The organism is Bacillus sp. SRL543 (assembly GCF_984799205.1).
Map to the genome: position 1 here is coordinate 136,257 of NZ_OZ481794.1, position 24,901 is coordinate 161,157.

A 24,901-nucleotide genomic window follows, 5' to 3' on the forward strand; every position below is an offset into this window, starting at 1 on the left:
GAAAGACCCAATGGCAAGAGAGTTCTCCTTGGATAATACTCGTAATATCGGCATCATGGCCCACATCGATGCCGGTAAAACTACTACGACTGAGCGCGTACTTTACTACACTGGCCGTATCCACAAAATCGGTGAAACACATGAAGGTGCTTCACAGATGGACTGGATGGAACAGGAGCAGGAACGCGGTATCACAATCACTTCTGCAGCAACAACTGCACAGTGGAAGGGCCACCGTGTAAACATCATCGATACACCAGGACACGTAGACTTCACAGTTGAAGTTGAGCGTTCCCTTCGTGTACTTGATGGTGCAGTAGCAGTCCTTGATGCACAATCAGGGGTTGAGCCTCAGACTGAAACAGTTTGGCGCCAGGCTACTACTTACGGTGTACCTCGTGTGGTATTCGTAAACAAAATGGATAAGCTGGGTGCAGATTTCCTTTACTCACTCGGTACACTCCACGATCGTCTGCAAGCCAATGCTGCAGCTATCCAGCTGCCGATCGGTGCTGAAGACCAGTTCGAAGGAATCATCGATTTGATCGAGATGAAAGCGACTTTCTACGGCAACGACCTTGGAACAGACATCGAAGACCGTGAAATCCCGGAAGAATACAAGGCGCAAGCTGAAGAATACCGTGAAAAGCTAATTGAAGCGGTAGCTGAGCTTGACGAAGAATTAATGGAGAAATACCTTGGCGGTGAAGAAATCACTAACGAAGAGCTGAAAGCAGCTATTCGTAAAGGTACAGTAAACGTTGAATTCTATCCTGTAATCTGTGGATCAGCGTTCAAAAACAAAGGTGTTCAGAAAATGCTTGATGCAGTAATCGACTATCTTCCGTCTCCACTTGATGTACCTTCCATCAAAGGTACTCTTCCGGATTCAGAGGAAGAAGTTACTCGTCCTTCAAGTGACGAAGAGCCATTCTCAGCTCTTGCATTTAAAGTTATGACTGACCCTTATGTCGGTAAGCTTACATTCTTCCGTGTTTACTCTGGTACATTGAGCTCTGGTTCATATGTGCAAAACTCTACTAAAGGAAAGCGTGAGCGTGTAGGACGTATCCTGCAGATGCACGCCAACTCCCGTGAAGAGATCTCTCAGGTATACGCAGGAGACATTGCAGCTGCCGTAGGTCTTAAGGACACTACAACTGGTGACACTCTATGTGATGAGAAGAGCCTTGTAATCCTTGAGTCAATGGAATTCCCTGAGCCGGTTATCCAATTGTCAATCGAGCCTAAATCAAAGGCAGACCAGGACAAGATGACAACTGCTCTTCAAAAGCTTCAAGAAGAAGATCCTACATTCCGTGCGCATACTGACCAGGAAACTGGACAGGTTATCATTGCGGGTATGGGCGAACTTCACCTTGATATACTTGTTGACCGTATGAAACGTGAATTTAAAGTGGAAGCAAACGTTGGTGCGCCTCAGGTTGCATATCGTGAAACTTTCCGTGCTTCAGCTAAGGTTGAAGGTAAATTCGCACGCCAATCTGGTGGACGCGGACAATTCGGACACGTTTGGATTGAATTCTCTCCAAACGAAGAAGGAAAAGGCTTTGAATTTGAAAACGGCATCGTCGGCGGTGTGGTTCCACGTGAATACATCCCGGCAGTCCAGGCAGGACTGGAAGATTCACTAGACCGAGGCGTTCTTGCTGGGTATCCGCTAGTTGATATTAAAGCAAGATTGTTCGACGGATCTTACCATGATGTCGATTCATCTGAAATGGCGTTCAAAATTGCCGCTTCTATGGCACTGAAAAACGCTGCTTCTAAATGTAACCCAGTTATCCTTGAGCCAGTAATGAGGATAGAAGTTATCATTCCAGAAGAATATCTGGGAGATATCATGGGTAACGTCACTTCCCGTCGTGGACGTGTAGAAGGTATGGATGCCCGCGGCAACGCACAAGTTGTCCGTGCAATGGTTCCGCTGTCTGAAATGTTCGGATATGCAACTTCCCTGCGTTCAAGCACACAAGGCCGTGGAGTATTCTCCATGCACTTTGACCACTATGAAGAAGTACCAAAGTCGATTTCTGAAGAAATCATCAAAAAAAATAAAGGTGAATAATTGATTTTACCTTTATAATCAAGTATAACTACTATTGTAGAACCAAGCTGCTGATCGGCTTGCCTTTCAGCAGTTCTAAAAATACTTAACTTTTTAAAATCAAAGGAGGATTTTCCTAATGGGTAAAGCTAAATTCGACCGTTCAAAACCCCACGTTAATATTGGTACAATTGGTCACGTCGACCACGGTAAAACAACTCTAACAGCTGCAATCACAACAGTTCTTTCTAAGACTGGTGGAGCAGAAGCACGCGCTTATGACCAAATCGATGGTGCTCCAGAAGAAAGAGAACGTGGTATCACAATCTCTACTGCACACGTTGAGTACGAAACTGAGAGCCGTCACTACGCACACGTTGACTGCCCAGGACACGCTGACTATGTTAAGAACATGATCACTGGTGCTGCTCAAATGGACGGCGGTATCCTAGTAGTATCTGCTTCTGACGGCCCAATGCCACAAACTCGTGAGCACATCCTTCTTTCTCGTCAAGTAGGTGTTCCTTACCTTGTTGTATTCATGAACAAGTGTGACATGGTTGACGACGAAGAGCTTCTTGAACTAGTAGAAATGGAAATCCGTGATCTTCTTACTGAGTATGAGTTCCCTGGCGATGACATTCCTGTAATCAAAGGTTCTGCTCTTAAAGCTCTTGAAGGCGACGCTGCTTGGGAAGAGAAAATCAACGAGCTTATGGCTGCAGTTGATGAGTACATCCCAACACCAACACGTGACACTGACAAGCCATTCATGATGCCTGTTGAGGATGTATTCTCAATCACTGGCCGTGGTACTGTTGCTACAGGACGTGTTGAGCGTGGACAGGTTAAAGTCGGTGACGTAATCGAAATCATCGGTCTTACTGAAGAGCCAAAATCAACAACTGTAACAGGTGTTGAAATGTTCCGTAAGCTTCTTGACTTTGCAGAAGCTGGAGACAACATCGGTGCTCTTCTTCGTGGTGTAGCACGTGAAGACATCCAGCGTGGTCAAGTTTTGGCTAAGCCAGGCTCAATCACTCCACACGTAAAATTCAAAGCTGAAGTTTACGTTCTTTCTAAAGAAGAAGGTGGACGTCACACTCCATTCTTCACTAACTACCGCCCTCAGTTCTACTTCCGTACAACTGACGTAACTGGTATCTGCAACCTTCCTGAAGGTGTAGAAATGGTTATGCCTGGCGACAACATCGAAATGACTGTTGAGCTTATCGCTCCAATCGCTATCGAAGAAGGTACTAAGTTCTCTATCCGTGAGGGTGGACGTACTGTAGGCGCTGGCGTTGTTGCTACAATCACTGAGTAATCTTTGATTGATATATAAAGAAGCAGGAGGATCTAATCCTTCTGCTTCTTTTTTTATTTAGGAATTTTTAAATTGTAAGTCTTGTTGATATTTATTATGTCTTGAATAACGATCAGCAGCTGCGCCGAGGTCTCAAGCCAAACCGCCCAAAAGGCAAAGAATGCATTCCGGGAGGATTTTCATAAGGCCCCAGGATTAGAGGCATGCAGGCTTTGCTGCAGGATGTGGCGTGCGTTCCTTAAGGGTGATCAAGGCGCTGGCGATTTTGTTCTGTGTTATGTTAATGTCGCCTGTAAAATTAAAGCGAACGCAGATTCCGGACAATGTTTCATTAGCCAGCCAGGACTCCTGTAAGGTTATCACCATTTAATATTTGAAGTACAATTTAGGGATGCAAGCCAGAGTCTGTCTTCATCTGACCGTTGCTCTTATGATGGTTCTATAGAAATGCACTAGAAAGTATTATATTCACAGATTCTGTCTCTTTGACTTTGACCGGTATAATATAGAAGAAACACGAAGTGAGTTAGTATGCACGGCCGTAAGTTTACATACCAATGCAGTGGGTTAGAGTATCAATCCTGCATATGTACGGGCAGAAATAAGTCGGCAGCCATTCCAAATTGTTAGACTTCTCCCCATCCCCTTGAAAAGGAGAAGCTAAACCGCTATAATAGTAAAAGTGTGCGAAACATAAAAGAATATAACATTTCATGTTGCATTTCTTAAATGGTTTCTGTATAATAGACAATGTTGGTCTTTGACTGCGATGAAGTGAAAGGTTGCTGACACACCCGGCCGCTTTGCCATGGCGAGTGTGTGGGAAATTTTCACGGAGAATGTCTATAACAATATAGGCGAAAAGGAGGGAAAATAATGGCAAAACAAAAAATTCGTATCCGTTTAAAAGCGTATGATCACAGAATCCTTGATCAGTCTGCTGAAAAGATTGTTGAAACTGCAAAGCGTTCAGGTGCGGCTGTGTCCGGCCCGATCCCATTGCCGACTGATAAGTCAATTTACACGATCCTTCGTGCGGTCCATAAGTACAAAGATTCACGTGAGCAGTTCGAAATGCGTACGCATAAGCGTCTTATCGACATCATCAACCCAACTCCACAAACAGTTGATTCACTGATGCGTTTAGACCTGCCGTCAGGTGTAGATATCGAAATTAAATTATAATGAAATAAATAACTAAATTCTCAGGAGGTGTGACTAATGACCAAAGGAATCTTAGGAAGAAAGATCGGTATGACTCAAGTATTTGCTGAAAACGGCGACCTTATCCCGGTAACTGTTGTTGAAGCTACAGGAAACGTTGTTCTTCAAGTTAAATCTGTTGAAGCTGACGGATATGAAGCAATCCAGCTTGGCTTTGAAGATAAGCGTGAAAAGCTTTCCAACAAACCTGAACAAGGACATGTCGCAAAAGCTGATACTGCTCCTAAGCGCTTCGTTCGCGAATTCCGCGGAGTAGACTTAGCAGCATATGAAGTTGGTCAAGAAGTCAAAGTAGGTATTTTTGCAGAAGGCGATACTGTTGATGTAACAGGAATCTCTAAAGGTAAAGGTTTCCAAGGCTCTATCAAGCGCCACGGACAATCACGCGGACCTATGTCTCACGGTTCACGCTACCACCGTCGTCCTGGTTCAATGGGACCTGTAGCTCCTAACCGTGTATTCAAAGGCAAAGCATTGCCAGGGCGCATGGGCGGAGACCAGATCACTGTTCAAAACCTGGAAATCGTTAAAATTGATGCAGAACGCAACCTGCTTCTGATCAAAGGAAACGTACCTGGAGCGAAGAAAGCTCTTCTTAAAATTAAAACTGCGGTTAAAGCATAATTAATCCAGTCAGAAAGGAGGAAATAGAATGCCTAAAGTAGCATTGTTAAACCAAGCTGGTTCACAAGTTGGAGAAATCGAACTTAACGAAACCATCTTCGGTATTGAGCCTAACAACCACGTATTATTCGAAGCTGTTGTAATGCAAAGAGCTTCTTTACGTCAAGGAACTCATAAAACTAAAATTCGTTCTGAAGTAGCCGGCGGCGGACGCAAGCCATGGCGCCAAAAAGGAACTGGACGCGCTCGTCAAGGTTCCATCCGTTCACCACAATGGCGCGGAGGCGGTACAGTATTCGGTCCTACTCCACGCAGCTACAGCTATAAGCTGCCTAAAAAGGTACGCCGTTTAGCAATTAAATCTGCACTCTCATCTAAGGTTGCAGAAGAAAACATTCTAGTATTAGAAAACCTTGCTTTAGAAACTCCTAAAACAAAAGACTTCAAGGGTGTCCTTACAGGACTGTCTGTTGATAAGAAAGCTCTTATCGTAACAGCTGATCTTGATGAGAACGTAGCATTGTCTGCACGTAATATCCCTGGGGTGACTGTTGTAACTGCAACAGGCGTAAGCGTTTTGGATGTTCTAAGCCATGATAAGCTTATCATGACTAAAGCAGCGGTTGAAAAAGTAGAGGAGGTGCTTGCATAATGGATGCACGCGATATCATTAAGCGCCCCGTTATCACTGAACGTTCTACTGACCTGATGGCTGACAAAAAGTATACTTTTGAAGTTGATGTTAGAGCTAACAAAACTCAAGTTAAAGTTTCTGTTGAAGAAATCTTTGGCGTAAAAGTTGAGAAAGTAAACATCATGAACTACAAAGGTAAGTTCAAGCGCATGGGTAAATTCGGCGGCTATACAAACAAACGCCGTAAAGCTATCGTTAAACTAACTGCGGACAGCAAAGAAATCGAATTCTTTGAAGTCTAATAACCATAACTAGAAGAGGAGGGAAACGAAATGGCGATTAAAAAGTATAAACCTACCTCCAACGGTCGTCGCGGAATGACTACTTCTGACTTTGCTGAGATCACTACTGACAAGCCGGAAAAGTCACTGCTTGCTCCTTTAAAGCGTAAAGGCGGCCGCAACAACCAAGGTAAGTTAACAGTTCGTCACCAAGGCGGCGGACATAAACGTCAATATCGCATCATCGATTTCAAACGTGATAAAGATGGCATTCCAGGACGCGTTGCTACGATCGAATACGATCCAAACCGTTCAGCCAACATCGCGCTAGTCAACTACGTGGATGGAGAAAAGCGCTACATCCTTGCTCCTAAGAATCTTTCTGTGGGCTCTGAAGTAATGTCTGGACCTGAAGCTGATATCAAAGTGGGTAATGCACTTCCACTTGCAAACATTCCAGTGGGTACTGTTATCCACAACATCGAACTGAAACCTGGCAAAGGCGGACAGCTTGTACGTTCAGCCGGTACTTCTGCTCAAGTATTGGGTAAAGAAGGCAAATATGTTCTGGTTCGTTTAAACTCTGGAGAAGTTCGCATGATCCTTGCTACTTGCCGCGCTACAGTGGGCCAAGTCGGCAACGAGCAGCACGAACTGATCAACATCGGTAAAGCCGGTCGTTCACGCTGGTTAGGCAAGCGCCCAACTGTCCGTGGTTCTGTTATGAACCCGAATGATCACCCGCACGGTGGTGGTGAAGGACGCGCTCCTATCGGACGTAAATCACCAATGTCACCTTGGGGCAAACCAACTCTTGGTGCCAAAACACGTAAGAAGAAAAGCAAATCCGACAAGTTTATCGTACGTCGCCGTAAAAAATAACGGGATTGAGCTACGGTTCCACAAGAGAACCGTAGAACGATCACGAAGGGAGGTTCAATCATGGGTCGCAGCTTAAAAAAAGGACCTTTTGTTGATGAGCATTTAATTACAAAGATCGAAAAGTTAAATGAAAACGAAGGCAAGCAAGTAGTAAAAACTTGGTCACGCCGTTCTACGATCTTCCCGCAATTCATCGGTCACACTATCGCAGTTTATGATGGTCGTAAACATGTACCTGTATATGTGACAGAAGACATGGTAGGGCACAAGCTTGGAGAATTCGCTCCATCTCGTACTTACAAAGGCCATGGCAATGATGACAAGAAAACAAGACGTTAATGAGAGGAGGGCATCCTGATGCAAGCTAAAGCTGTTGCAAGAACAGTTCGTATTGCTCCTCGTAAAGCTCGTTTAGTCGTAGATTTAATTCGAGGTAAGCAAGTAGGTGAAGCGGTGGCTATCTTAAACCATACGCCAAAAGCAGCTTCTCCTGTCGTTGAAAAATTATTGAAATCCGCATTGGCAAACGCTGAGCATAACTACGAAATGGACGTAAACAATTTAGTAGTATCTCAAGTATTCGTTGACGAGGGACCGACTTTGAAGCGTTTCCGTCCACGTGCTATGGGCCGTGCAAGTGCAATCAACAAACGTACTAGTCATATTACTATCGTTTTATCAGAAAAGAAGGAGGGATAATCAGTGGGTCAAAAAGTAAATCCAGTCGGTTTGCGAATCGGTGTCATCCGTGATTGGGAGTCCAAATGGTTCGCAGGCAAAGACTATGCTGATCTTTTACACGAAGACCTTAAAGTGCGTGAGTACATTACGAAGCGTTTAAGCGATGCATCACTTTCTAAAGTTGAGATCGAGCGTGCAGCTAACCGTTTAAACATCACTATCCACACTGCTAAGCCTGGTATGGTTATCGGTAAAGGCGGTTCTGAAGTTGAAGCTCTTCGTAAAGCTCTTAACTCACTTACTGGCAAACGTGTTCACATCAACATCCTTGAAATCAAAAAAGCAGACATCGACGCGAAATTAGTTGCGGAAAACATTGCCCGCCAATTGGAAAACCGTGTATCTTTCCGTCGTGCTCAAAAGCAAGTTATCCAACGTGCAATGCGCGCTGGCGCTAAAGGTATCAAAACAATGGTATCTGGCCGTCTTGGCGGTGCTGATATCGCTCGTTCTGAATCTTACAGCGAAGGTACTGTTCCACTTCATACACTTCGTGCTGATATCGACTATGCTACTGCAGAAGCAGACACAACATACGGTAAATTAGGCGTTAAAGTATGGATCTATCGTGGAGAGGTGCTTCCTACAAAGAAGAAAACTGAGGAAGGAGGCAAATAATATGTTATTGCCAAAACGCGTTAAGTATCGCCGTGTACACCGCGGAAAAATGCGTGGACAATCAAAAGGCGGTACTGAAGTGAACTTCGGTGAATTTGGCCTTCAAGCTCTTGAAGCTTCTTGGATCACAAACCGTCAGATTGAATCTGCCCGTATCGCGATGACTCGTTACATGAAACGTGGCGGTAAAGTATGGATCAATATCTTCCCTCACAAGCCTTACACTGCAAAGCCTCTAGAAGTCCGGATGGGTTCTGGTAAAGGTGCTCCTGAAGGATGGGTGGCAGTAGTCAAGCCAGGGAAGATCATGTTTGAAATTGCCGGCGTATCTGAAGAGGTAGCTCGTGAAGCATTACGTCTTGCATCACACAAACTTCCTGTAAAGTGCAAGTTTGTAAAACGAGAAGAAATTGGTGGTGAATCAAATGAAAGCTAATGAAATTCGTGACCTTACCACTGCTGAAATAGAACAAAAAGTAAAATCTTTAAAAGAAGAGCTATTCAACCTGCGCTTTCAATTGGCGACTGGACAACTTGAAAATACAGCTCGCATTCGTGAAGTACGCAAAGCGATTGCTCGCATGAAAACTGTTATTCGTGAGAGAGAGATCGGCGTTAACAATCGATAATTGATAGGAGGTTCGCACAATGAGTGAACGTAACCAACGCAAGGTTTACACTGGACGCGTTGTTTCCGACAAGATGGACAAAACAGTCACAGTTCTTGTTGAAACTTACAAAAAGCACACGCTCTATGGTAAGCGCGTTAAGTACTCTAAAAAGTTCAAAGCTCATGATGAGCAAAACGAAGCAAAAATTGGCGATGTCGTTCGTATTATGGAAACTCGTCCACTTTCTGCGACTAAACGCTTCCGTCTTGTAGAAGTAGTAGAAAAAGCAGTTATAATCTAATGGTTCGGAATAAGCTTCATCCCGAAGGGAGGTTACACGCATGATTCAACAAGAATCACGTTTGAAAGTTGCTGACAATTCAGGTGCTCGTGAAGTACTGACAATTAAAGTCCTTGGTGGCTCTGGCCGCAAGACAGCTAATATCGGTGATGTTATCGTTTGTACTGTAAAACAAGCAACACCAGGTGGCGTTGTTAAAAAAGGTGACGTCGTGAAAGCAGTTATCGTTAGAACTAAGCGCGGTGTTCGCCGTGACGACGGTACTTACATCCGTTTTGATGAAAACGCATGTGTAATTATCCGTGACGATAAGGGCCCACGCGGAACTCGTATATTTGGCCCGGTTGCACGTGAATTGCGCGACAGCAACTTTATGAAAATCGTATCACTAGCTCCAGAAGTACTATAATTCAAACAAATTGCCTTTAAGGAGGTGCGACAGATGCATGTAAAAAAAGGTGACAAAGTCATGGTCATTTCTGGTAAGGATAAAGGCAAATCAGGTGTGATCCTTGCTGCTTTCCCTAAACAAAGCCGTGTGCTTGTTGAAGGTGTGAACGTAGTAAAGAAGCACTCTAAGCCATCCCAAGTGAATCCGCAAGGCGGAATCATCAGCCAAGAAGCACCTATTCATGTATCAAACGTGATGCCAATCGACCCTAAGTCAGGTAACCCGACACGTGTTGGTTACAAAGAGGTTGATGGCAAGAAAGTTCGCGTTGCGAAAAAATCCGGTGAAGTTCTAGATAAATAAGTAACTGAAGAAGGGAGGTACAAGAATGAACCGCCTAAAAGAGAAGTTTTCAAAAGAAATTACACCTGCTCTTATGAGCAAGTTTAACTACGAATCAATCATGCAAGTACCAAAGCTTGACAAAATCGTTATCAACATGGGTGTCGGCGATGCTGTTGCAAACGCAAAGTCGCTTGACAATGCTGTTGAAGAGCTTGCGGTTATCAGCGGTCAAAAGCCAGTTGTAACCCGTGCTAAAAAATCAATCGCAGGGTTCCGTCTTCGTGAAGGCATGCCTATCGGTGCGAAAGTTACACTGCGCGGAGAGCGCATGTACGAGTTTTTCGATAAATTAGTATCTGTATCTCTTCCACGTGTACGTGACTTCCGCGGGATCTCAAAGAAATCCTTTGACGGCCGCGGCAACTACACTCTTGGTGTGAAAGAACAGTTAATCTTCCCTGAGATTGATTACGATAAGGTAAGCAAAGTTCGTGGTATGGATATCGTTATCGTTACTACAGCTAACACAGATGAAGAAGCTCGTGAACTTTTAACTCAATTTGGAATGCCATTCCAAAAGTAATCGCTAAATAGAGGGAGGCGACAACGTGGCTAAAAAGTCAATGATTGCGAAACAAAAACGCACGCCTAAACATCCGGTACAAGAATACACTCGCTGCGAACGCTGCGGGCGTCCACATTCTGTATACCGTAAATTTAAGCTTTGCCGTATCTGTTTCCGTGAATTAGCATACAAAGGACAAATTCCTGGTGTGAAAAAAGCTAGCTGGTAAAACCCAAAGTCTGGGAAGGAGGTAAAAACAATGGTCATGACAGATCCAATTGCAGATTTGCTTACACGCATCCGTAATGCGAATATGGTACGTCACGAAAAATTAGAGGTTCCTGCTTCTAATATCAAGAAAGAAATCGCTGAAATCCTTAAGCGTGAAGGTTTCGTACGTGATGTTGAGTTTATCGAAGACAATAAACAAGGCATCATCCGCATTTTCCTTAAATACGGTGCAAACAATGAGCGCGTTATCACTGGTCTTAAGCGCATCAGTAAGCCTGGTCTTCGTGTATATGCAAAATCAAACGAAGTTCCTCGCGTGTTAAACGGTCTAGGAATCGCATTAGTATCTACTTCTCAAGGAGTTCTTACAGATAAAGAAGCCCGCGCTAAGCAAGCTGGCGGAGAAGTATTAGCATACGTTTGGTAATAGAGTTTCTCAAGAATGGAGGTGCAATAAATGTCTCGCGTAGGTAAAAAACCAATTGAAATTCCAAGTGGAGTTACAATCACTGTAGATAATAACAATGTGACAGTCAAAGGCCCTAAAGGCGAATTGACTCGTTCATTCAGCCCTGACATGGCTATCAGCGTGGAAGAGAACATCATCAATGTTTCCCGTCCATCAGAAGCGAAAGAGCACCGCGCACTGCACGGAACTACTCGCGCCCTGATCGCAAACATGGTTGAAGGTGTTTCTAAAGGATTTGAAAGAGGGCTGGAGCTTATCGGTGTCGGTTACCGTGCTCAAAAGCAAGGGAAGAACCTGATCCTGAACGTTGGCTACTCTCACCCTGTTGAAATCGTTCCTGAAGAAGGAATCGAGATCGAAGTGCCTTCTAACACGAAGGTTATCGTAAAAGGCACAAGCAAAGAACGTGTTGGTGCACTTGCTGCTAACATTCGTGACGTTCGTCCTCCAGAGCCTTACAAAGGTAAAGGTATCCGCTACGAAGGCGAATATGTGCGTCGCAAAGAAGGTAAAACAGGTAAGTAATGCCGCATAGGCAAACGAAAGGAGTGACCTAAATGATTACGAAGGCTGATAAAAATCAAGTCCGCAAAAAAAGACATGCCCGCGTGCGTTCTAAACTTAGCGGTACTGAAGCTCGTCCTCGTTTAAACGTGTTCCGCTCTAACAAGCATATCTATGCTCAGCTGATCGATGATGTGAACAGTGTGACTGTTGCAAGTGCTTCAACACTTGATAAAGAAGTTGAACTTACTGCTTCAGGCAATACAGATGCTGCTGTTAAGGTTGGAGAACTAGTTGCTAAGCGCGCTGTTGAAAAAGGAGTTAAAGCTGTCGTATTTGACCGCGGAGGCTACCTTTATCACGGACGTGTTAAAGCTTTGGCAGATGCTGCTCGTGAAAACGGCTTAGAATTTTAATAGAAGGAGGGACACATAAAGATGCTTCGTATTGACCCAAACAAACTTGAACTTGAAGAACGCGTAGTTACAATCAATCGTGTAGCGAAAGTTGTTAAAGGTGGACGTCGTTTCCGTTTTACTGCTCTAGTAGTAGTAGGCGATAAGAACGGACATGTTGGCTTTGGTACTGGTAAAGCTCAGGAAGTTCCAGATGCCATCCGCAAAGCAATTGAAGATGCTAAGAAAAACCTTATCGAAGTACCTATGGTTGGAACAACTATTCCACACCAAATCATCGGTCATTTCGGTGCTGGCGAAATCCTTTTGAAGCCTGCTTCTGAAGGTACTGGAGTTATCGCTGGTGGTCCGGTTCGTGCGGTTCTTGAATTGGCTGGTGTAGCTGATATCCTGTCTAAGTCATTAGGCACAAACACACCAATCAACATGGTTCGCGCAACTCTTGAAGGACTAAATAACTTAAAACGTGCTGAAGACGTAGCTAAGTTACGCGGTAAATCAGTAGAAGAACTGTTAGGATAAGGAGGGAAATCAAATGGCGAATAAACTAGAAGTTACCCTCACTCGCAGCGTGATTGGTCGTCCTCAAGACCAGCGCGAAACAGTTAAAGCTCTAGGATTACGTAAGATGAACCAAACAGTTGAGCACCAGGATAATGCTGCTATCCGCGGCATGATCAACAAGGTTGCTCACCTTGTAAAGGTCTCTGAGAAATAAGTTCGATTTTTTCAATAAGGAGGTGCCAAAATGAAACTTCATGAATTAAAACCTGCAGAGGGTTCTCGTCAAGAACGCAAGCGCAAAGGTCGCGGTATCGGTTCAGGCAATGGTAAAACTGCTGGTAAAGGTCATAAAGGTCAAAACGCACGTTCAGGCGGCGGTGTACGTCTTGGTTTCGAAGGTGGTCAAACACCTTTATTCCGACGCTTGCCTAAGCGCGGTTTCACAAACATCAACCGCAAAGAATATGCAGTTGTTAACCTTGATGCTCTTAACCGTTTTGAAGACGGAACAGAAGTTACACCAGAACTTCTTATCGAAACAGGAGTCGTAAGCAACGAAAAAGCAGGAGTGAAAATTCTTGCTAAAGGCAAAGTAGAGAAAAAGCTTACTGTTAAAGCTCATAAATTCTCCTCTGCTGCAAAGGAAGCTATTGAAGCTGCCGGCGGTCAAACAGAGGTGATCTAATGTTTCAGACAATCTCCAATTTTATGCGCGTGGGTGATATAAGACGAAAGATCCTATTCACCCTTTTAATGCTGATCGTATTCCGCATCGGTACATTCATTCCTGTACCGCATGTGAATGCTGATCTGTTAAAAGCACAGGATGACTTGAGCGTATTCGGTATCCTGAATACATTCGGCGGAGGAGCGCTTCTCAACTTCTCTATCCTTGCAATGGGGATCATGCCGTATATCACGGCTTCGATCATCATTCAGCTATTGCAGATGGACGTAGTCCCGAAGTTTACTGAATGGTCAAAGCAAGGGGAAGTGGGGCGCCGTAAATTGGCTCAATTTACCCGCTACTTTACAATCGTGCTTGGATTCATCCAGGCGCTGGGTATGTCTTACGGCTTTAATAACATGGCTGGCGGCATGCTGATTGAAAATCCTGGCGTCGGAACTTACCTTTTGATTGCAACTGTACTGACAGCAGGAACGGCCTTCTTAATGTGGCTAGGAGAGCAGATCACATCCAAAGGTGTCGGGAACGGCATTTCCATTCTCATTTTTGCTGGTATCGTAGCGGCCATACCTTCAACGGTCAACCAGATCTACGCCCAGAAAATTGAAGATGCAGGTGAGCAGCTTTTCCTCAGCATCATTACAGTAGTATTGATCCTGATTGCAGTTATTGCCATCATTGTTGGAACGATCTTCATCCAGCAGGCTTTAAGGAAAATTCCGATTCAGTACGCCAAGCGTATGGCCACAGGAGGCAATCCTGCGGGCGGACAATCAACTCATTTGCCGTTAAAGGTGAATGCAGCCGGAGTTATTCCAGTCATCTTTGCTGTGTCGTTCATCGTAACGCCAAGAACGATCGCTTCTTTCTTTGAGCAGAATGATGTGACGATGTGGATCCAAAGAGTGTTCGACTATACACACCCAATTGGTATGATCGTGTACAGTGCATTGATCATCGCCTTTACGTATTTCTATGCTTTTATCCAGGTGAATCCGGAGCAGGTTGCCGACAACTTGAAAAAGCAAGGCGGCTATATCCCGGGTATACGCCCAGGTAAAAACACTCAGGAATATCTGACTCGTGTCTTATATCGTTTGACATTTGTCGGTGCGCTTTTCTTGACTGCCATTGCGATCCTTCCGGTTTTCTTCATTAATTTCGCCGGACTGCCGCAATCAGCCCAGATTGGCGGAACAAGCCTTCTGATTGTTGTGGGTGTTGCGCTCGAAACAATGAAGCAGCTTGAAGCCCAAATGGTTAAGCGTCATTATAAAGGTTTCATAAAATAATTCGGTTTTGGGAACTTTTAGTTCCCATTAACCTTATTAGAGACTGAGGGGGAAATCTTGTGAATTTAGTATTGATGGGGCTCCCAGGTGCCGGCAAAGGTACACAAGCCGAGAAAATTGTCGAGAAGTACGGCATCCCTCATATCTCAACAGGAGATATGTTTCGTGCAGCTATTAAAGAAGGCACGGAACTAGGTTTAGAAGCTAAATCTTTCATGGATAAAGGCGAGCTTGTCCCTGACCAGGTGACAATCGGCATTGTCCGCGAGAGGCTAAGCAAGGAAGACTGCAACAAAGGCTTTTTGCTTGATGGCTTCCCGAGGACGGTTGCCCAGGCTGATGCCCTTGAAGACATTCTTTCTGAACTGGATAAAAAGATTGACTATGTCATCAACATTGATGTTGATCAAAGCATTTTAATGGAGCGCCTGACTGGCAGACGCATCTGCAAGAACTGCGGGGCCACATACCATCTGGTATTCAATCCTCCAGCAAAGTCAGACGAATGCGACCGGTGCGGCGGCGAACTTTATCAGCGTGCTGATGATAACGCCGAAACCGTTAAAAACCGCCTTGATGTCAATATTAAGCAGACGAAGCCCCTTCTTGATTTCTATGAAACAAAAGGGTATCTGCGCAATATTGATGGACAGCAGGAAATTTCCAAGGTGTTCACTGACCTTGATGCACTCCTCAGGAGCCTGCATTAATGATCATTTGCAAAACACCGGGTGAAATTGCAATCATGCGTGAAGCAGGCCGTATTGTGGCCCTGACTCACCAGGAGCTGCAGAAGCATGTTGCACCGGGCATTACTACCGGAGAGCTGGATACAATTGCCGAGGCGTTTATACGCCAGCATGATGCAATTCCTTCTTTTAAAGGTTATAATGGTTTTCGTGGCAGCATCTGTGCATCTGTGAACAATGAACTTGTCCACGGGATTCCCGGGGATCGGGTGCTAAATGACGGCGACATTATCAGCATCGATATTGGTGCAAAATATAATGGCTACCATGGCGATTCCGCCTGGACCTACCCTGTAGGCAATGTTGACAGCCAAGTCCAGCAGCTGCTGGATGTCACAGAGCAGTCATTGTATGAAGGCCTTAAAGAGTCAAAGCCGGATGTACGTTTATCGAACATCTCTCATGCGATTCAGACGTATGCGGAAGCAAACGGTTTTTCCATTGTGCGTGAGTATGTCGGCCACGGAATCGGGCAAGACTTACATGAGGAACCGCAAATCCCTCACTATGGTCCGCCCAACAAAGGGCCGGTGCTTAAACCGGGGATGGTGCTGTGCATCGAGCCGATGGTCAACGCCGGAAGCAGGTTTGTAAATACCCTGGCTGATGACTGGACAGTTGTTACAGTGGACGGCAGCATGTGTGCGCATTTTGAGCATACCATTGCCATCACTGAAACAGGCTATGAAATCCTCACTAAAGCTTGATGTGCAGGTGAATAGCATTGGCTGATTCTGAGAATGTTCTGCAGCCCGGACAAGACCTTTTGATCGCTGGTCAAATTGTTTTGATTAAAAATGGGCGGGACGCCGGCGAATATGGTATAATTATAAGGTTGATAGATGAACGGTTTGTCTCTATAGCCGATGGCGCCAAACGGAAGTTTGACAGTCTGAAGCGGAAGAACATCCGGCATCTGGAGCTGACTGATTATGTTTCTCCGGAAATTCAGCGCAGCATAAATGAAACCGGCCGTGCAACGAACGGAAAATTACGTTTTGCGTTAGCAGCGTATTTGAATAAGTGAGATTCTGAAAAGAAGAAGGGAGACATGTTCGATGGCGAAAGACGATGTAATCGAAATAGAAGGCACAGTTATTGAAACTTTGCCAAACGCTATGTTTAAGGTAGAATTGGAAAACGGTCATACTGTTTTGGCTCATGTTTCCGGCAAGATCCGCATGCACTTCATCCGCATCCTGCCAGGAGATAAAGTAACAGTTGAGCTTTCACCATATGACTTGACTCGCGGAAGAATCACTTACCGCTTCAAATAGACTGATTGCACTCCGTAATATCAAGGAGGTTAGGATAATGAAAGTTAGACCATCAGTTAAGCCGATCTGCGAAAAGTGCAAAGTTATCCGCAGACGTGGTAAAGTTATGGTTATCTGTGAAAACCCTAAGCATAAACAAAAACAAGGCTAATAACAAGGAGGTGCGCATAGAATGGCACGTATTGCTGGTGTAGATATTCCACGTGAAAAACGTGTAGTGATCTCATTGACTTACATTTATGGTATCGGTAAAAATACTGCTCAAAAGGTTTTGGCTGAGGCTGGTGTCTCTGAAGACACTCGCGTTCGCGACCTTACAGAAGATGAGCTTAACAAAATCCGTGAAGTAATCGACAGACTCAAAGTTGAAGGTGACCTTCGCCGTGAAGTTTCACTCAACATCAAGCGTCTTATGGAAATCGGTTCTTACCGCGGTCTTCGTCACCGTCGTGGCCTTCCTGTACGCGGACAGAACACTAAGAACAATGCCCGTACACGTAAAGGTCCTCGTAAGACTGTAGCTAACAAGAAGAAATAATCGGTAAAGGAGGTAATATACAATGGCTCGTAAAACTAATACACGCAAACGCCGTGTTAAAAAGAATATTGAAAGTGGCATCGCCCACATCCGTTCAACATTCAATAACACTATCGTAACAATCACAGACGTTCATGGTAACGCTCTTTCTTGGTCAAGTGCTGGAGCTCTTGGATTCAGAGGTTCTCGTAAATCTACTCCATTTGCTGCTCAAATGGCTGCTGAAACTGCAGCGAAGACATCTATGGAACATGGTATGAAAACTCTTGAAGTTACTGTTAAAGGACCTGGTGCAGGACGTGAAGCTGCCATTCGTGCCCTTCAGGCTGCTGGTCTAGAAGTAACGGCTATCAGAGATGTTACTCCGGTTCCTCATAACGGATGCCGCCCGCCAAAACGTCGCCGCGTATAATTTTTTCTGTATAGAATTTGTATCCTTGTCTATAATGGGTTATGATACAATATTCCGTTATACAGAAACTTTATTCCAGTTGTTGTGCACAAACGGGAACGTATACATGGGGGAATTTCGGCAGGCAAAAGCTAGCCGGGGTTTCGACGTTTTGAAGGAGGGTATATTTTGATGATCGAAATAGAAAAACCAAAAATCGAAACGGTTGAGATCAGCGATGATGCCAAGTATGGAAAGTTCGTCGTAGAGCCGCTTGAGCGTGGGTATGGTACTACTTTGGGTAACTCCTTACGTCGTATCCTTTTATCCTCACTCCCTGGTGCCGCTGTCACATCTATTCAAATTGATGGGGTACTTCATGAGTTCTCAACAATTGAAGGCGTCGTAGAAGATGTAACATCTGTAATCTTAAATATTAAAAAACTGGCTCTTAAAATCTACTCTGATGATGAAAAGACGCTGGAAATTGATATTCAAGGTGAAGGTGCGGTTACTGCAGCTGACGTAACGCATGACAGTGATGTAGAGATCCTCAACCCGGATCTTCATATTGCTACCCTTGGGTCCAATGGGCACTTGCGCATGCGCTTGACTGCCAAAAGAGGACGCGGTTATACACCAGCTGATCAAAACAAGCGAGAAGATCAACCAATCGGTGTCATTCCTATCGATTCCATCTACACTCCAGTATCGCGTATTTCCTACCAGGTAGAAAATACACGCGTCGGGCAAATGACTAACTATGATAAGTTAACATTCGATGTATGGACTGATGGAAGCACAGGTCCACAAGATGCGGTTGCTCTTGGAGCGAAGATTTTAACTGAGCATTTAAATATCTTTGTCGGCCTTACTGACGAAGCGCAAAATGCTGAAATCATGGTTGAGAAAGAAGAGGACCAAAAGGAAAAAGTTCTTGAAATGACCATTGAAGAACTCGACCTATCAGTCCGTTCATATAACTGCTTAAAGCGCGCAGGCATCAATACTGTTCAGGAATTGGCCAACAAGACCGAAGAGGATATGATGAAAGTCCGCAACCTTGGCAGAAAATCTCTTGAAGAGGTAAAACATAAATTAGAAGAGCTGGGATTAGGCTTACGCAAGGATGACTGATCTTAGGATCTATCACTCTTAGGTCTATCACCGACTGATCACTTCAACAAAGGAGGGAAACTTTCATGGGATACAGAAAGTTAGGACGCACTAGTGCTCAACGTAAGGCTATGCTACGTGACTTAGCTACAGACTTAATCATCAGTGAGCGCATCGAAACAACTGAAGCTCGTGCGAAAGAGCTGCGTTCAGTTGTTGAGAAAATGATCACTTTAGGCAAGCGCGGAGACCTGCATGCTCGCCGTCAAGCAGCTGCATTCATTCGCAATGAGGTAGCTAATGCTGAGACAAACCAAGATGCAGTACAAAAGTTATTCAGCGACATCGCAACTCGTTATGAAGAGCGCCAAGGTGGATACACTCGAATCATGAAGCTTGGGCCTCGTCGTGGAGACGGAGCACCAATGGTTATCATCGAGTTAGTATAATTGCTGCAGCAGACAACAAGGGCGCTGGACAGTTTATCATGAACTTGTTCTTTGCCCTTTTTCTGTAAAAGGCTTATCTTCCATTATTTTCATAAGCCTTATATTCAAGCCAAATACGAGCGTTACGATGAGCAATGTGCCGCTGTGCCTGATCCACAGGCCTCTCAGTGCCAGCTCTATACTGACGGATGCAGCATACGCATCCCGGACTTGTCTCGTCTAGCTCATGCACCTCTTCCGGAACTGTTTTATGCGTACAGAATGAAGATTCTGCAGCCGGAATGAGGTGCAGGCTTTTTTATAAGTTCAGGTTTTTTGGCAGAGAGCACAGATTAGAGAGGCAGCTAAAGCGATTATTGAGCTTTGATGCATTTAACGACACAAGCGCATATGTGCCGGCAGCCATCTGACTTCAGCTAATAATTCAATGTCTTCTGTAAATCAGGCTCGCCAAAAGGCGGGTTATTTTTATTTTCGGGAGCTGAATGGCAGTGAGGCTATTTCTTTTTTTATAGGCTCTGTTAGTGCTCAATTTAACACAGCCTTTCTAATAAAGAAGTGCTGAATCAGTTAAGTCCAAGGCTGTATATGCAGCTGCAAGAAGAGCTGAGAGGAGGATCCTTTTGTCAAATCCACTTGTTCAATTAGAAAACATTTCTTTTCAATATGATGCCGGCAGCCAGTATGCCCTAAGAAACGTTTCCTTCGACATAAATGAAGGGGAATGGCTTGCGATTGTCGGCCATAACGGTTCTGGCAAGTCTACATTGGCAAAGCTGTTAAATGGGCTGCAGTATGCCCAGGAAGGCAGGATCCTTGTGAAAGGAACTGAACTGACAGAAGAAACCGTATGGGACGTCAGAAGGGCTGTAGGTATGGTGTTCCAGAATCCCGATAACCAGTTTGTCGGAACAACGGTGCAGGATGATGTGGCTTTTGGTTTAGAAAACAATGGTGTCCCGCAGGAAGAGATGAAAGAAAGAGTGAGTTCCTCATTAGAGCTGGTCAATATGGGCCAATTTCTAGATCAAGAGCCGCACCATCTTTCAGGCGGCCAGAAGCAAAGGGTCGCCATTGCAGGGATCATCGCGCTTAGGCCTTCGCTGATCATTCTGGATGAAGCCACAAGCATGCTGGATCCCCGCGGGAGGGAAGAGGTCCTGCAGACGGTAAGAGAGTTAAAGGGTGAACATCAGATGACGGTCATCTCGATCACGCATGATCTTGAAGAGGCGGCCAAGGCAGACCGGATCATCGTGATGAACAAAGGGCAGCTATACAGGGAAGGCACACCAGAGGAAATCTTCCAGATGGATGAAGAGCTTGTTAAGCTCGGCCTTGATATCCCTTTCCCAGTCAAGATGAGCAAAGCGCTGCGTGAAAAAGGGCTGGCTATCCCGAAATTTTATTTAACTGAAGAAGAGTTGGTGGAAGAGCTATGGACATCTCACTCCAAAATGTAGAGCATAGATATCAGATAAATACACCGTTTGAGCGCCTGGCCATCCAGGATGTATCGATTGATATCCCAACAGGCACGTATCTTGCCCTGATCGGCCATACCGGTTCCGGCAAATCTACTGTCCTTCAGCACCTGAATGCCCTTTTAAAGCCGACAAAAGGCAGTGTGAAAATAGGGGACAGGGAGATCACGGCGGGTAAAAAAGAGAAAAACCTTAAGGCCGTGCGCCAAAAGGTCGGGATTGTCTTTCAATTTCCTGAGCATCAGCTTTTTGAAGAAACAGTCGAAAAGGATATCTGCTTTGGGCCGATGAACTTCGGTGTCAGCGAGGCCGAAGCAAAAGAAAGGGCAAGGCAGGCGATCATTCAGGTCGGTCTTGACGAGTCCATTCTTGAGAAGTCTCCTTTTGATCTGTCTGGCGGACAGATGCGGAGAGTTGCCATTGCGGGTGTGCTCGCCATGAATCCGGACGTGATCGTTCTGGATGAACCGACTGCCGGCCTGGATCCACGCGGGCGGAAAGAGATCATGGAAATGTTCTATGCGCTCCATAAGGAAAGGGGCCTTTCTACCATCCTGGTGACCCACAGTATGGAAGACGCTGCTGCCTACGCCGACCAGATTGTGATCATGCACAGAGGAGAGGTCTTCAGAAAAGGCGTTCCGGAAGTAATCTTTGCTGATCCGGCAGGACTGCTTGAGCTCGGCCTTGATGTTCCGGAGGTTGTTAAATTTCAGCATAAGTTTGAGAAGGCATTCGGATTAAGGCTCGAAAGGACCTGCCTGACGATGGAGCAGCTGACAGAAGCAATCACAGAGGCTGTAAAGCGGGGTGGGGCGGAATGATGGAGAAAATGATTTTTGGCCGATACGTGCCGGCCGATTCCATCCTTCACCGGATGGATCCCCGTGCTAAGCTTGCCATTATCTTTTTATTTGTATGTGTCGTCTTTTTAGCCAATAATGTTCTGACTTATGCTATTCTCACTGTCTACACGCTGATGATGGTCAGTTCATCTAAAGTGCCTGCAAGGTTCATTTATATGGGGCTGCGGCCGGTGCTGTGGCTTGTGCTTTTTACCCTGCTGCTGCATGTATTCATGACAAAGGGCGGAGATGTCATACTCGACCTTGGCTGGCTGAAAATATATGAAGAAGGCCTGAAGCAGGGTCTGTTCATCTCTATGCGCTTTTTCCTGCTGATCATGATGACATCGCTTCTAACCTTGACGACGACCCCCATTGAAATTACAGACGGGCTGGAAAGCCTGCTGGGGCCATTAAATAAGGTGAAGTTCCCTGTCCATGAGCTGGCTCTGATGATGTCTATTTCGCTTCGCTTCATCCCGACCCTCATGCAGGAAACAGACAAGATCATGAAGGCGCAGACTGCCAGGGGAGTCGATTTTTCCGGCGGACCGATCAAAGACCGTGTAAAGTCGATCATTCCGCTGCTGATCCCTTTATTCGTCAGCTCATTCAAACGCGCTGAGGAGCTTGCCACAGCAATGGAGGCAAGAGGCTACCGCGGAGGGGAAGGCAGAACAAAGTTCCGGCAGCTGAGCTGGAGCACACGGGATACCCTTATGCTGCTCTTGCTCCTGGCCGTTGCAGCGCTGCTTGCTGTATTCCGCACATAATGGGGTGAAAAAAATGCAAAGATTCAAATGCAAGATTGCCTATGACGGCTCCCGGTTTTCCGGCTATCAGGTGCAGCCGGGAAAGCGGACAGTGCAGCTGGAAGTGGAAAGGGCACTGGCCAGACTCCATAAAGGAAACCCTGTGAAAATCTTTGCCTCTGGCAGGACAGACGCAGGAGTGCATGCGAGAGGGCAGGTCATCCACTTCGACTCGCCGCTCGCCATTCCTGAAGACAGATGGGTGGCAGCCCTGAATTCCCTTCTCCCGAAGGACATAGCTGTGTTGGGCACTGAGAAGGCCGCTGAAGGTTTTCACGCGCGCTTTGATGCATGCGGGAAGGAATACCGCTATTTTGTCTACAGAGGAAAAATACGGAGCCCGTTCGAACGGCACTATGCCTATCATTATCATCATTCCCTTGATATCGGAGCGATGAGGGAAGCAGCGGATCATCTCCTCGGCACCCATGACTTCTCAAGCTTCTGCGCCTCCAGGACAGACGTGGAGGACAAAGTGAGGGAAATCAGAAAGGTCCGGATCGAGGAATCGGGGGAGATGCTGGAGCTTCATTTCACGGGCAGCGGGTTTTTATATAATATGGTCCGCATCCTGACCGGCACGCTCCTCGAAGCAGGGGCTGGGTCAAGAGAGCCTGGAAGCATCCCGGAAGTCATATCCGGCAGGGACAGGAGCCTGGCAGGCAAGACAGCACCTGCAGAGGGTTTGTATCTGTGGGAGGTATTCTATTAAAGGGAAAAAGGAAAAAATTATTTTTTCCAAAACAACTAAACCTGGCGTAACATTCCCTTGACATTGTACTATATAGGATATATCATAATATGGTATGTATTTTAACCCCACAAATAAGCCCCGGAACTTATCTGTGTGATAATATACGAATTCAAAGAACATGAATATGATTGATTATTTAGGAGGGAAATCCATGCGTACGTTTATGGCTAACGCAAACAATATCGAGCGTAAATGGTATGTTGTTGACGCTGAAGGCAAGACTCTAGGTCGCCTTGCAAGTGAAGTAGCAGCAGTCCTGCGCGGCAAAAATAAACCAACTTTTACACCGCACGTTGACACTGGTGACAATGTGATCATCATCAACGCTGAGAAAATCGAACTGACTGGTAAGAAGCTTACTGATAAGATCTATTACCGTCACACTATGCACCCAGGCGGTCTTAGAACAAGAACTGCTCTTGAGATGCGTACAAACTACCCTGTGAAAATGCTTGAGCTTGCTATCAAAGGCATGCTTCCAAAGAATTCACTTGGCCGTCAAATTTTCAAGAAATTACACGTATATGCTGGCAGCGAACATCCGCACCAAGCACAACAACCTGAAGTTTACGAACTTCGTGGATAATTTTTAAAGGGAGGTTATTATCTTGGCACAAGTTCAATATATCGGTACTGGTCGTCGTAAAAGCTCCGTTGCCCGTGTTCGTTTAGTTCCTGGCGATGGCAAAATCATCATCAATGGTCGTGAGATCGAAAGCTATATCCCATTCGCAGCTTTGCGTGAAGTAGTTAAGCAGCCGCTTGTTGCTACTGAAACACTAAACAGCTACGATATCCTTGTAAACGTTAATGGCGGTGGTTACACTGGCCAAGCTGGCGCAATCCGCCACGGCATCGCTCGTGCATTGCTTCAAGCTGATCCGGAATTCCGTCCAACATTGAAGCGCGCTGGACTATTGACTCGTGACGCACGTATGAAAGAGCGTAAGAAATACGGTCTTAAAGGTGCTCGTCGTGCTCCTCAGTTCTCAAAGCGTTAATCTTTACGCTATCAAAGCTCCCAGGCTTATCGCCCGGGAGTTTTTTTGTGTTTATGAAGCTTTTTTCAGTTAGCTCTTTTCGCATTTATTCTTGGAACGAATGAAAACAGTCTTTCAGAAAGAGATTTCTTATATCTTTTGAAAAACGAATGTCCTTCATCCCCTTTATTCGCTGTCAAAATTGCCAGTGCTTTCTTGAATGACACCCATTGGGCGGTTAAAGACTATCTTCAAGGGGTGAAGAAAGCTGTGAGTGTGATTACAACTTTTACAGATAAACAGCGCGAAAAGCAGATCAAATATGAAAAAACGGTCCTAAAGGACATTTCAATAAAAACGCTGAAGGAAAGCGTCAAACAGCATTTTGGAAGCATAAGGTTCACGTCAGGGCTCCTGCTTAATTCGGGGGTGGAGGAGGCATGTTATGATGTTGCAATCGAAGCCTACCTCCTTGGCGCCCATTTCAGCCGGTTCGGCTATTATGGAGAAGGCGTCGAAAAGGTCCTGGAAAGATGCAGGAGCGAGGAACAGCATTTTATTGATACGCTCTATAACTTCCTCCTTTACTGGGGGAGCGGTGAAGAAGCTGCCGCGAATGAGTCTCTGGCTGGCACCTGTGAGCATTATGTGCGTCATTGGTGGATGGAAGGCTTTCAAAAGGGCCAGCGGCGCCATAAGCTTAGGCTTCATTGATTCCCGTAAAAAAGTTCTAACCCCTTCCCTTGTCCCATATATATGAATGAGGACAAGCGGAGGGATGGGTTAGAAC

Annotated in this window: 40 protein-coding genes; all 40 read left to right on the forward strand. The window is 45.4% G+C overall.

Features of this window, described 5'->3' with window-relative positions:
• Window positions 1-10 precede the first annotated feature (10 nt).
• The 40 genes from fusA to AC4E8B_RS00900 all read left to right on the forward strand — a co-directional run bounded on the left by fusA (window position 11) and on the right by AC4E8B_RS00900 (window position 24,825).
• On the forward strand, window positions 11-2,089 hold the full coding sequence (fusA, locus tag AC4E8B_RS00705) for an elongation factor G (protein ID WP_490216421.1): 2,079 nt from the start codon (window positions 11-13) through the stop codon (window positions 2,087-2,089).
• A gap of 118 nt (window positions 2,090-2,207) precedes the next feature.
• On the forward strand, window positions 2,208-3,395 hold the full coding sequence (gene tuf, locus AC4E8B_RS00710; protein ID WP_490216422.1) for an elongation factor Tu: 1,188 nt from the start codon (window positions 2,208-2,210) through the stop codon (window positions 3,393-3,395).
• An 876-nt stretch (window positions 3,396-4,271) separates the two neighbouring features.
• The gene (gene rpsJ / locus AC4E8B_RS00715; RefSeq protein WP_490216424.1) at window positions 4,272-4,580 is read left to right on the forward strand and encodes a 30S ribosomal protein S10; all 309 of its coding nucleotides are present in this window, start codon (window positions 4,272-4,274) and stop codon (window positions 4,578-4,580) included.
• A gap of 36 nt (window positions 4,581-4,616) precedes the next feature.
• Window positions 4,617-5,243, forward strand: a complete 627-nt coding sequence (gene rplC, locus AC4E8B_RS00720; RefSeq protein WP_490216425.1) for a 50S ribosomal protein L3 — start codon at window positions 4,617-4,619, stop codon at window positions 5,241-5,243.
• A 28-nt stretch (window positions 5,244-5,271) separates the two neighbouring features.
• Window positions 5,272-5,895 carry a 50S ribosomal protein L4 gene (gene rplD, locus AC4E8B_RS00725; protein WP_490216427.1) on the forward strand — a complete coding sequence of 208 codons (624 nt, stop codon included), beginning with the start codon at window positions 5,272-5,274 and terminating at the stop codon, window positions 5,893-5,895.
• Window positions 5,892-6,179: a 50S ribosomal protein L23 gene (rplW, locus tag AC4E8B_RS00730; RefSeq protein ID WP_490219431.1), complete on the forward strand. Its 288-nt coding sequence runs from the start codon at window positions 5,892-5,894 to the stop codon at window positions 6,177-6,179. Before rplD ends, rplW begins: the two co-directional genes overlap by 4 nt.
• Before the next feature lie 30 nt (window positions 6,180-6,209).
• Window positions 6,210-7,040 carry a 50S ribosomal protein L2 gene (gene rplB / locus AC4E8B_RS00735; RefSeq protein WP_490216428.1) on the forward strand — a complete coding sequence of 277 codons (831 nt, stop codon included), beginning with the start codon at window positions 6,210-6,212 and terminating at the stop codon, window positions 7,038-7,040.
• 60 nt (window positions 7,041-7,100) lie between these two features.
• The gene (rpsS, locus tag AC4E8B_RS00740; protein WP_148977005.1) at window positions 7,101-7,379 is read left to right on the forward strand and encodes a 30S ribosomal protein S19; all 279 of its coding nucleotides are present in this window, start codon (window positions 7,101-7,103) and stop codon (window positions 7,377-7,379) included.
• An 18-nt stretch (window positions 7,380-7,397) separates the two neighbouring features.
• Window positions 7,398-7,739: a 50S ribosomal protein L22 gene (rplV, locus tag AC4E8B_RS00745; protein WP_009791323.1), complete on the forward strand. Its 342-nt coding sequence runs from the start codon at window positions 7,398-7,400 to the stop codon at window positions 7,737-7,739.
• Window positions 7,740-7,742: 3 nt separating this feature from the next.
• Window positions 7,743-8,399 (forward strand): 30S ribosomal protein S3, encoded by a 657-nt coding sequence (rpsC, locus tag AC4E8B_RS00750; RefSeq protein ID WP_490216429.1) that lies wholly within the window; start codon window positions 7,743-7,745, stop codon window positions 8,397-8,399.
• Window position 8,400: 1 nt separating this feature from the next.
• Window positions 8,401-8,835, forward strand: a complete 435-nt coding sequence (gene rplP / locus AC4E8B_RS00755; protein WP_009791321.1) for a 50S ribosomal protein L16 — start codon at window positions 8,401-8,403, stop codon at window positions 8,833-8,835.
• Complete coding sequence (rpmC, locus tag AC4E8B_RS00760; RefSeq protein WP_003351417.1) at window positions 8,825-9,028, forward strand: 50S ribosomal protein L29; 204 nt, start codon at window positions 8,825-8,827, stop codon at window positions 9,026-9,028. The genes rplP and rpmC overlap by 11 nt, the downstream gene beginning before the upstream one ends.
• Window positions 9,029-9,047: 19 nt before the next feature.
• Window positions 9,048-9,311: a 30S ribosomal protein S17 gene (gene rpsQ / locus AC4E8B_RS00765; RefSeq protein ID WP_009791320.1), complete on the forward strand. Its 264-nt coding sequence runs from the start codon at window positions 9,048-9,050 to the stop codon at window positions 9,309-9,311.
• Between the two features lie 40 nt (window positions 9,312-9,351).
• Window positions 9,352-9,720 (forward strand): 50S ribosomal protein L14, encoded by a 369-nt coding sequence (rplN, locus tag AC4E8B_RS00770; protein WP_009791319.1) that lies wholly within the window; start codon window positions 9,352-9,354, stop codon window positions 9,718-9,720.
• Between the two features lie 33 nt (window positions 9,721-9,753).
• Window positions 9,754-10,065: a 50S ribosomal protein L24 gene (gene rplX, locus AC4E8B_RS00775; RefSeq protein ID WP_009791318.1), complete on the forward strand. Its 312-nt coding sequence runs from the start codon at window positions 9,754-9,756 to the stop codon at window positions 10,063-10,065.
• Window positions 10,066-10,090: 25 nt separating this feature from the next.
• Entirely contained in the window at window positions 10,091-10,630 is a 540-nt protein-coding gene (rplE, locus tag AC4E8B_RS00780) for a 50S ribosomal protein L5 (RefSeq protein WP_490216430.1), read from the forward strand.
• A 25-nt stretch (window positions 10,631-10,655) separates the two neighbouring features.
• On the forward strand, window positions 10,656-10,841 hold the full coding sequence (locus AC4E8B_RS00785) for a type Z 30S ribosomal protein S14 (protein WP_015591971.1): 186 nt from the start codon (window positions 10,656-10,658) through the stop codon (window positions 10,839-10,841).
• 30 nt (window positions 10,842-10,871) lie between these two features.
• On the forward strand, window positions 10,872-11,270 hold the full coding sequence (gene rpsH / locus AC4E8B_RS00790) for a 30S ribosomal protein S8 (protein ID WP_148977006.1): 399 nt from the start codon (window positions 10,872-10,874) through the stop codon (window positions 11,268-11,270).
• A 30-nt stretch (window positions 11,271-11,300) separates the two neighbouring features.
• A complete protein-coding gene (rplF, locus tag AC4E8B_RS00795; RefSeq protein WP_009791314.1) occupies window positions 11,301-11,837 on the forward strand; it encodes a 50S ribosomal protein L6 in 537 nt (178 codons plus the stop codon).
• Between the two features lie 32 nt (window positions 11,838-11,869).
• Window positions 11,870-12,232, forward strand: a complete 363-nt coding sequence (gene rplR, locus AC4E8B_RS00800) for a 50S ribosomal protein L18 (protein ID WP_490216432.1) — start codon at window positions 11,870-11,872, stop codon at window positions 12,230-12,232.
• 21 nt (window positions 12,233-12,253) lie between these two features.
• A complete protein-coding gene (gene rpsE, locus AC4E8B_RS00805; protein ID WP_009791312.1) occupies window positions 12,254-12,754 on the forward strand; it encodes a 30S ribosomal protein S5 in 501 nt (166 codons plus the stop codon).
• 13 nt (window positions 12,755-12,767) lie between these two features.
• Entirely contained in the window at window positions 12,768-12,950 is a 183-nt protein-coding gene (rpmD, locus tag AC4E8B_RS00810) for a 50S ribosomal protein L30 (RefSeq protein ID WP_009791311.1), read from the forward strand.
• Window positions 12,951-12,980: 30 nt separating this feature from the next.
• Entirely contained in the window at window positions 12,981-13,421 is a 441-nt protein-coding gene (rplO, locus tag AC4E8B_RS00815) for a 50S ribosomal protein L15 (protein ID WP_426838255.1), read from the forward strand.
• Window positions 13,421-14,716: a preprotein translocase subunit SecY gene (gene secY, locus AC4E8B_RS00820; protein WP_490216435.1), complete on the forward strand. Its 1,296-nt coding sequence runs from the start codon at window positions 13,421-13,423 to the stop codon at window positions 14,714-14,716. The genes rplO and secY overlap by 1 nt, the downstream gene beginning before the upstream one ends.
• A gap of 59 nt (window positions 14,717-14,775) precedes the next feature.
• The gene (locus AC4E8B_RS00825; RefSeq protein WP_490216437.1) at window positions 14,776-15,426 is read left to right on the forward strand and encodes an adenylate kinase; all 651 of its coding nucleotides are present in this window, start codon (window positions 14,776-14,778) and stop codon (window positions 15,424-15,426) included.
• Window positions 15,426-16,172, forward strand: a complete 747-nt coding sequence (gene map / locus AC4E8B_RS00830; RefSeq protein WP_490216439.1) for a type I methionyl aminopeptidase — start codon at window positions 15,426-15,428, stop codon at window positions 16,170-16,172. The genes AC4E8B_RS00825 and map overlap by 1 nt, the downstream gene beginning before the upstream one ends.
• A gap of 59 nt (window positions 16,173-16,231) precedes the next feature.
• The gene (locus AC4E8B_RS00835) at window positions 16,232-16,492 is read left to right on the forward strand and encodes a KOW motif-containing protein (protein ID WP_490216440.1); all 261 of its coding nucleotides are present in this window, start codon (window positions 16,232-16,234) and stop codon (window positions 16,490-16,492) included.
• A gap of 31 nt (window positions 16,493-16,523) precedes the next feature.
• Entirely contained in the window at window positions 16,524-16,742 is a 219-nt protein-coding gene (gene infA / locus AC4E8B_RS00840; protein WP_009791305.1) for a translation initiation factor IF-1, read from the forward strand.
• A gap of 37 nt (window positions 16,743-16,779) precedes the next feature.
• Window positions 16,780-16,893, forward strand: coding sequence for a 50S ribosomal protein L36 (gene rpmJ / locus AC4E8B_RS00845; RefSeq protein WP_000868344.1), 114 nt, complete (start codon window positions 16,780-16,782; stop codon window positions 16,891-16,893).
• Window positions 16,894-16,914: 21 nt separating this feature from the next.
• On the forward strand, window positions 16,915-17,280 hold the full coding sequence (gene rpsM, locus AC4E8B_RS00850; protein ID WP_009791304.1) for a 30S ribosomal protein S13: 366 nt from the start codon (window positions 16,915-16,917) through the stop codon (window positions 17,278-17,280).
• 22 nt (window positions 17,281-17,302) lie between these two features.
• Window positions 17,303-17,692, forward strand: coding sequence for a 30S ribosomal protein S11 (gene rpsK, locus AC4E8B_RS00855; protein ID WP_009791303.1), 390 nt, complete (start codon window positions 17,303-17,305; stop codon window positions 17,690-17,692).
• A 171-nt stretch (window positions 17,693-17,863) separates the two neighbouring features.
• A complete protein-coding gene (locus tag AC4E8B_RS00860; protein ID WP_009791301.1) occupies window positions 17,864-18,808 on the forward strand; it encodes a DNA-directed RNA polymerase subunit alpha in 945 nt (314 codons plus the stop codon).
• Window positions 18,809-18,873: 65 nt separating this feature from the next.
• On the forward strand, window positions 18,874-19,236 hold the full coding sequence (rplQ, locus tag AC4E8B_RS00865; RefSeq protein WP_009791300.1) for a 50S ribosomal protein L17: 363 nt from the start codon (window positions 18,874-18,876) through the stop codon (window positions 19,234-19,236).
• Between the two features lie 623 nt (window positions 19,237-19,859).
• Window positions 19,860-20,699 carry an energy-coupling factor ABC transporter ATP-binding protein gene (locus tag AC4E8B_RS00870; RefSeq protein WP_490216442.1) on the forward strand — a complete coding sequence of 280 codons (840 nt, stop codon included), beginning with the start codon at window positions 19,860-19,862 and terminating at the stop codon, window positions 20,697-20,699.
• Window positions 20,675-21,544: an energy-coupling factor ABC transporter ATP-binding protein gene (locus AC4E8B_RS00875; protein ID WP_490216444.1), complete on the forward strand. Its 870-nt coding sequence runs from the start codon at window positions 20,675-20,677 to the stop codon at window positions 21,542-21,544. The genes AC4E8B_RS00870 and AC4E8B_RS00875 overlap by 25 nt, the downstream gene beginning before the upstream one ends.
• Complete coding sequence (locus AC4E8B_RS00880; RefSeq protein ID WP_490216445.1) at window positions 21,541-22,338, forward strand: energy-coupling factor transporter transmembrane component T family protein; 798 nt, start codon at window positions 21,541-21,543, stop codon at window positions 22,336-22,338. Before AC4E8B_RS00875 ends, AC4E8B_RS00880 begins: the two co-directional genes overlap by 4 nt.
• A 13-nt stretch (window positions 22,339-22,351) precedes the next feature.
• Complete coding sequence (gene truA, locus AC4E8B_RS00885; protein WP_490216446.1) at window positions 22,352-23,089, forward strand: tRNA pseudouridine(38-40) synthase TruA; 738 nt, start codon at window positions 22,352-22,354, stop codon at window positions 23,087-23,089.
• A gap of 193 nt (window positions 23,090-23,282) precedes the next feature.
• Window positions 23,283-23,717: a 50S ribosomal protein L13 gene (rplM, locus tag AC4E8B_RS00890; RefSeq protein WP_490216448.1), complete on the forward strand. Its 435-nt coding sequence runs from the start codon at window positions 23,283-23,285 to the stop codon at window positions 23,715-23,717.
• Window positions 23,718-23,739: 22 nt separating this feature from the next.
• Window positions 23,740-24,132 (forward strand): 30S ribosomal protein S9, encoded by a 393-nt coding sequence (gene rpsI, locus AC4E8B_RS00895; protein WP_009791292.1) that lies wholly within the window; start codon window positions 23,740-23,742, stop codon window positions 24,130-24,132.
• Window positions 24,133-24,381: 249 nt separating this feature from the next.
• The gene (locus AC4E8B_RS00900; RefSeq protein ID WP_490219433.1) at window positions 24,382-24,825 is read left to right on the forward strand and encodes a YbaK family protein; all 444 of its coding nucleotides are present in this window, start codon (window positions 24,382-24,384) and stop codon (window positions 24,823-24,825) included.
• The last annotated feature ends 76 nt before the right edge of the window (window positions 24,826-24,901 follow it).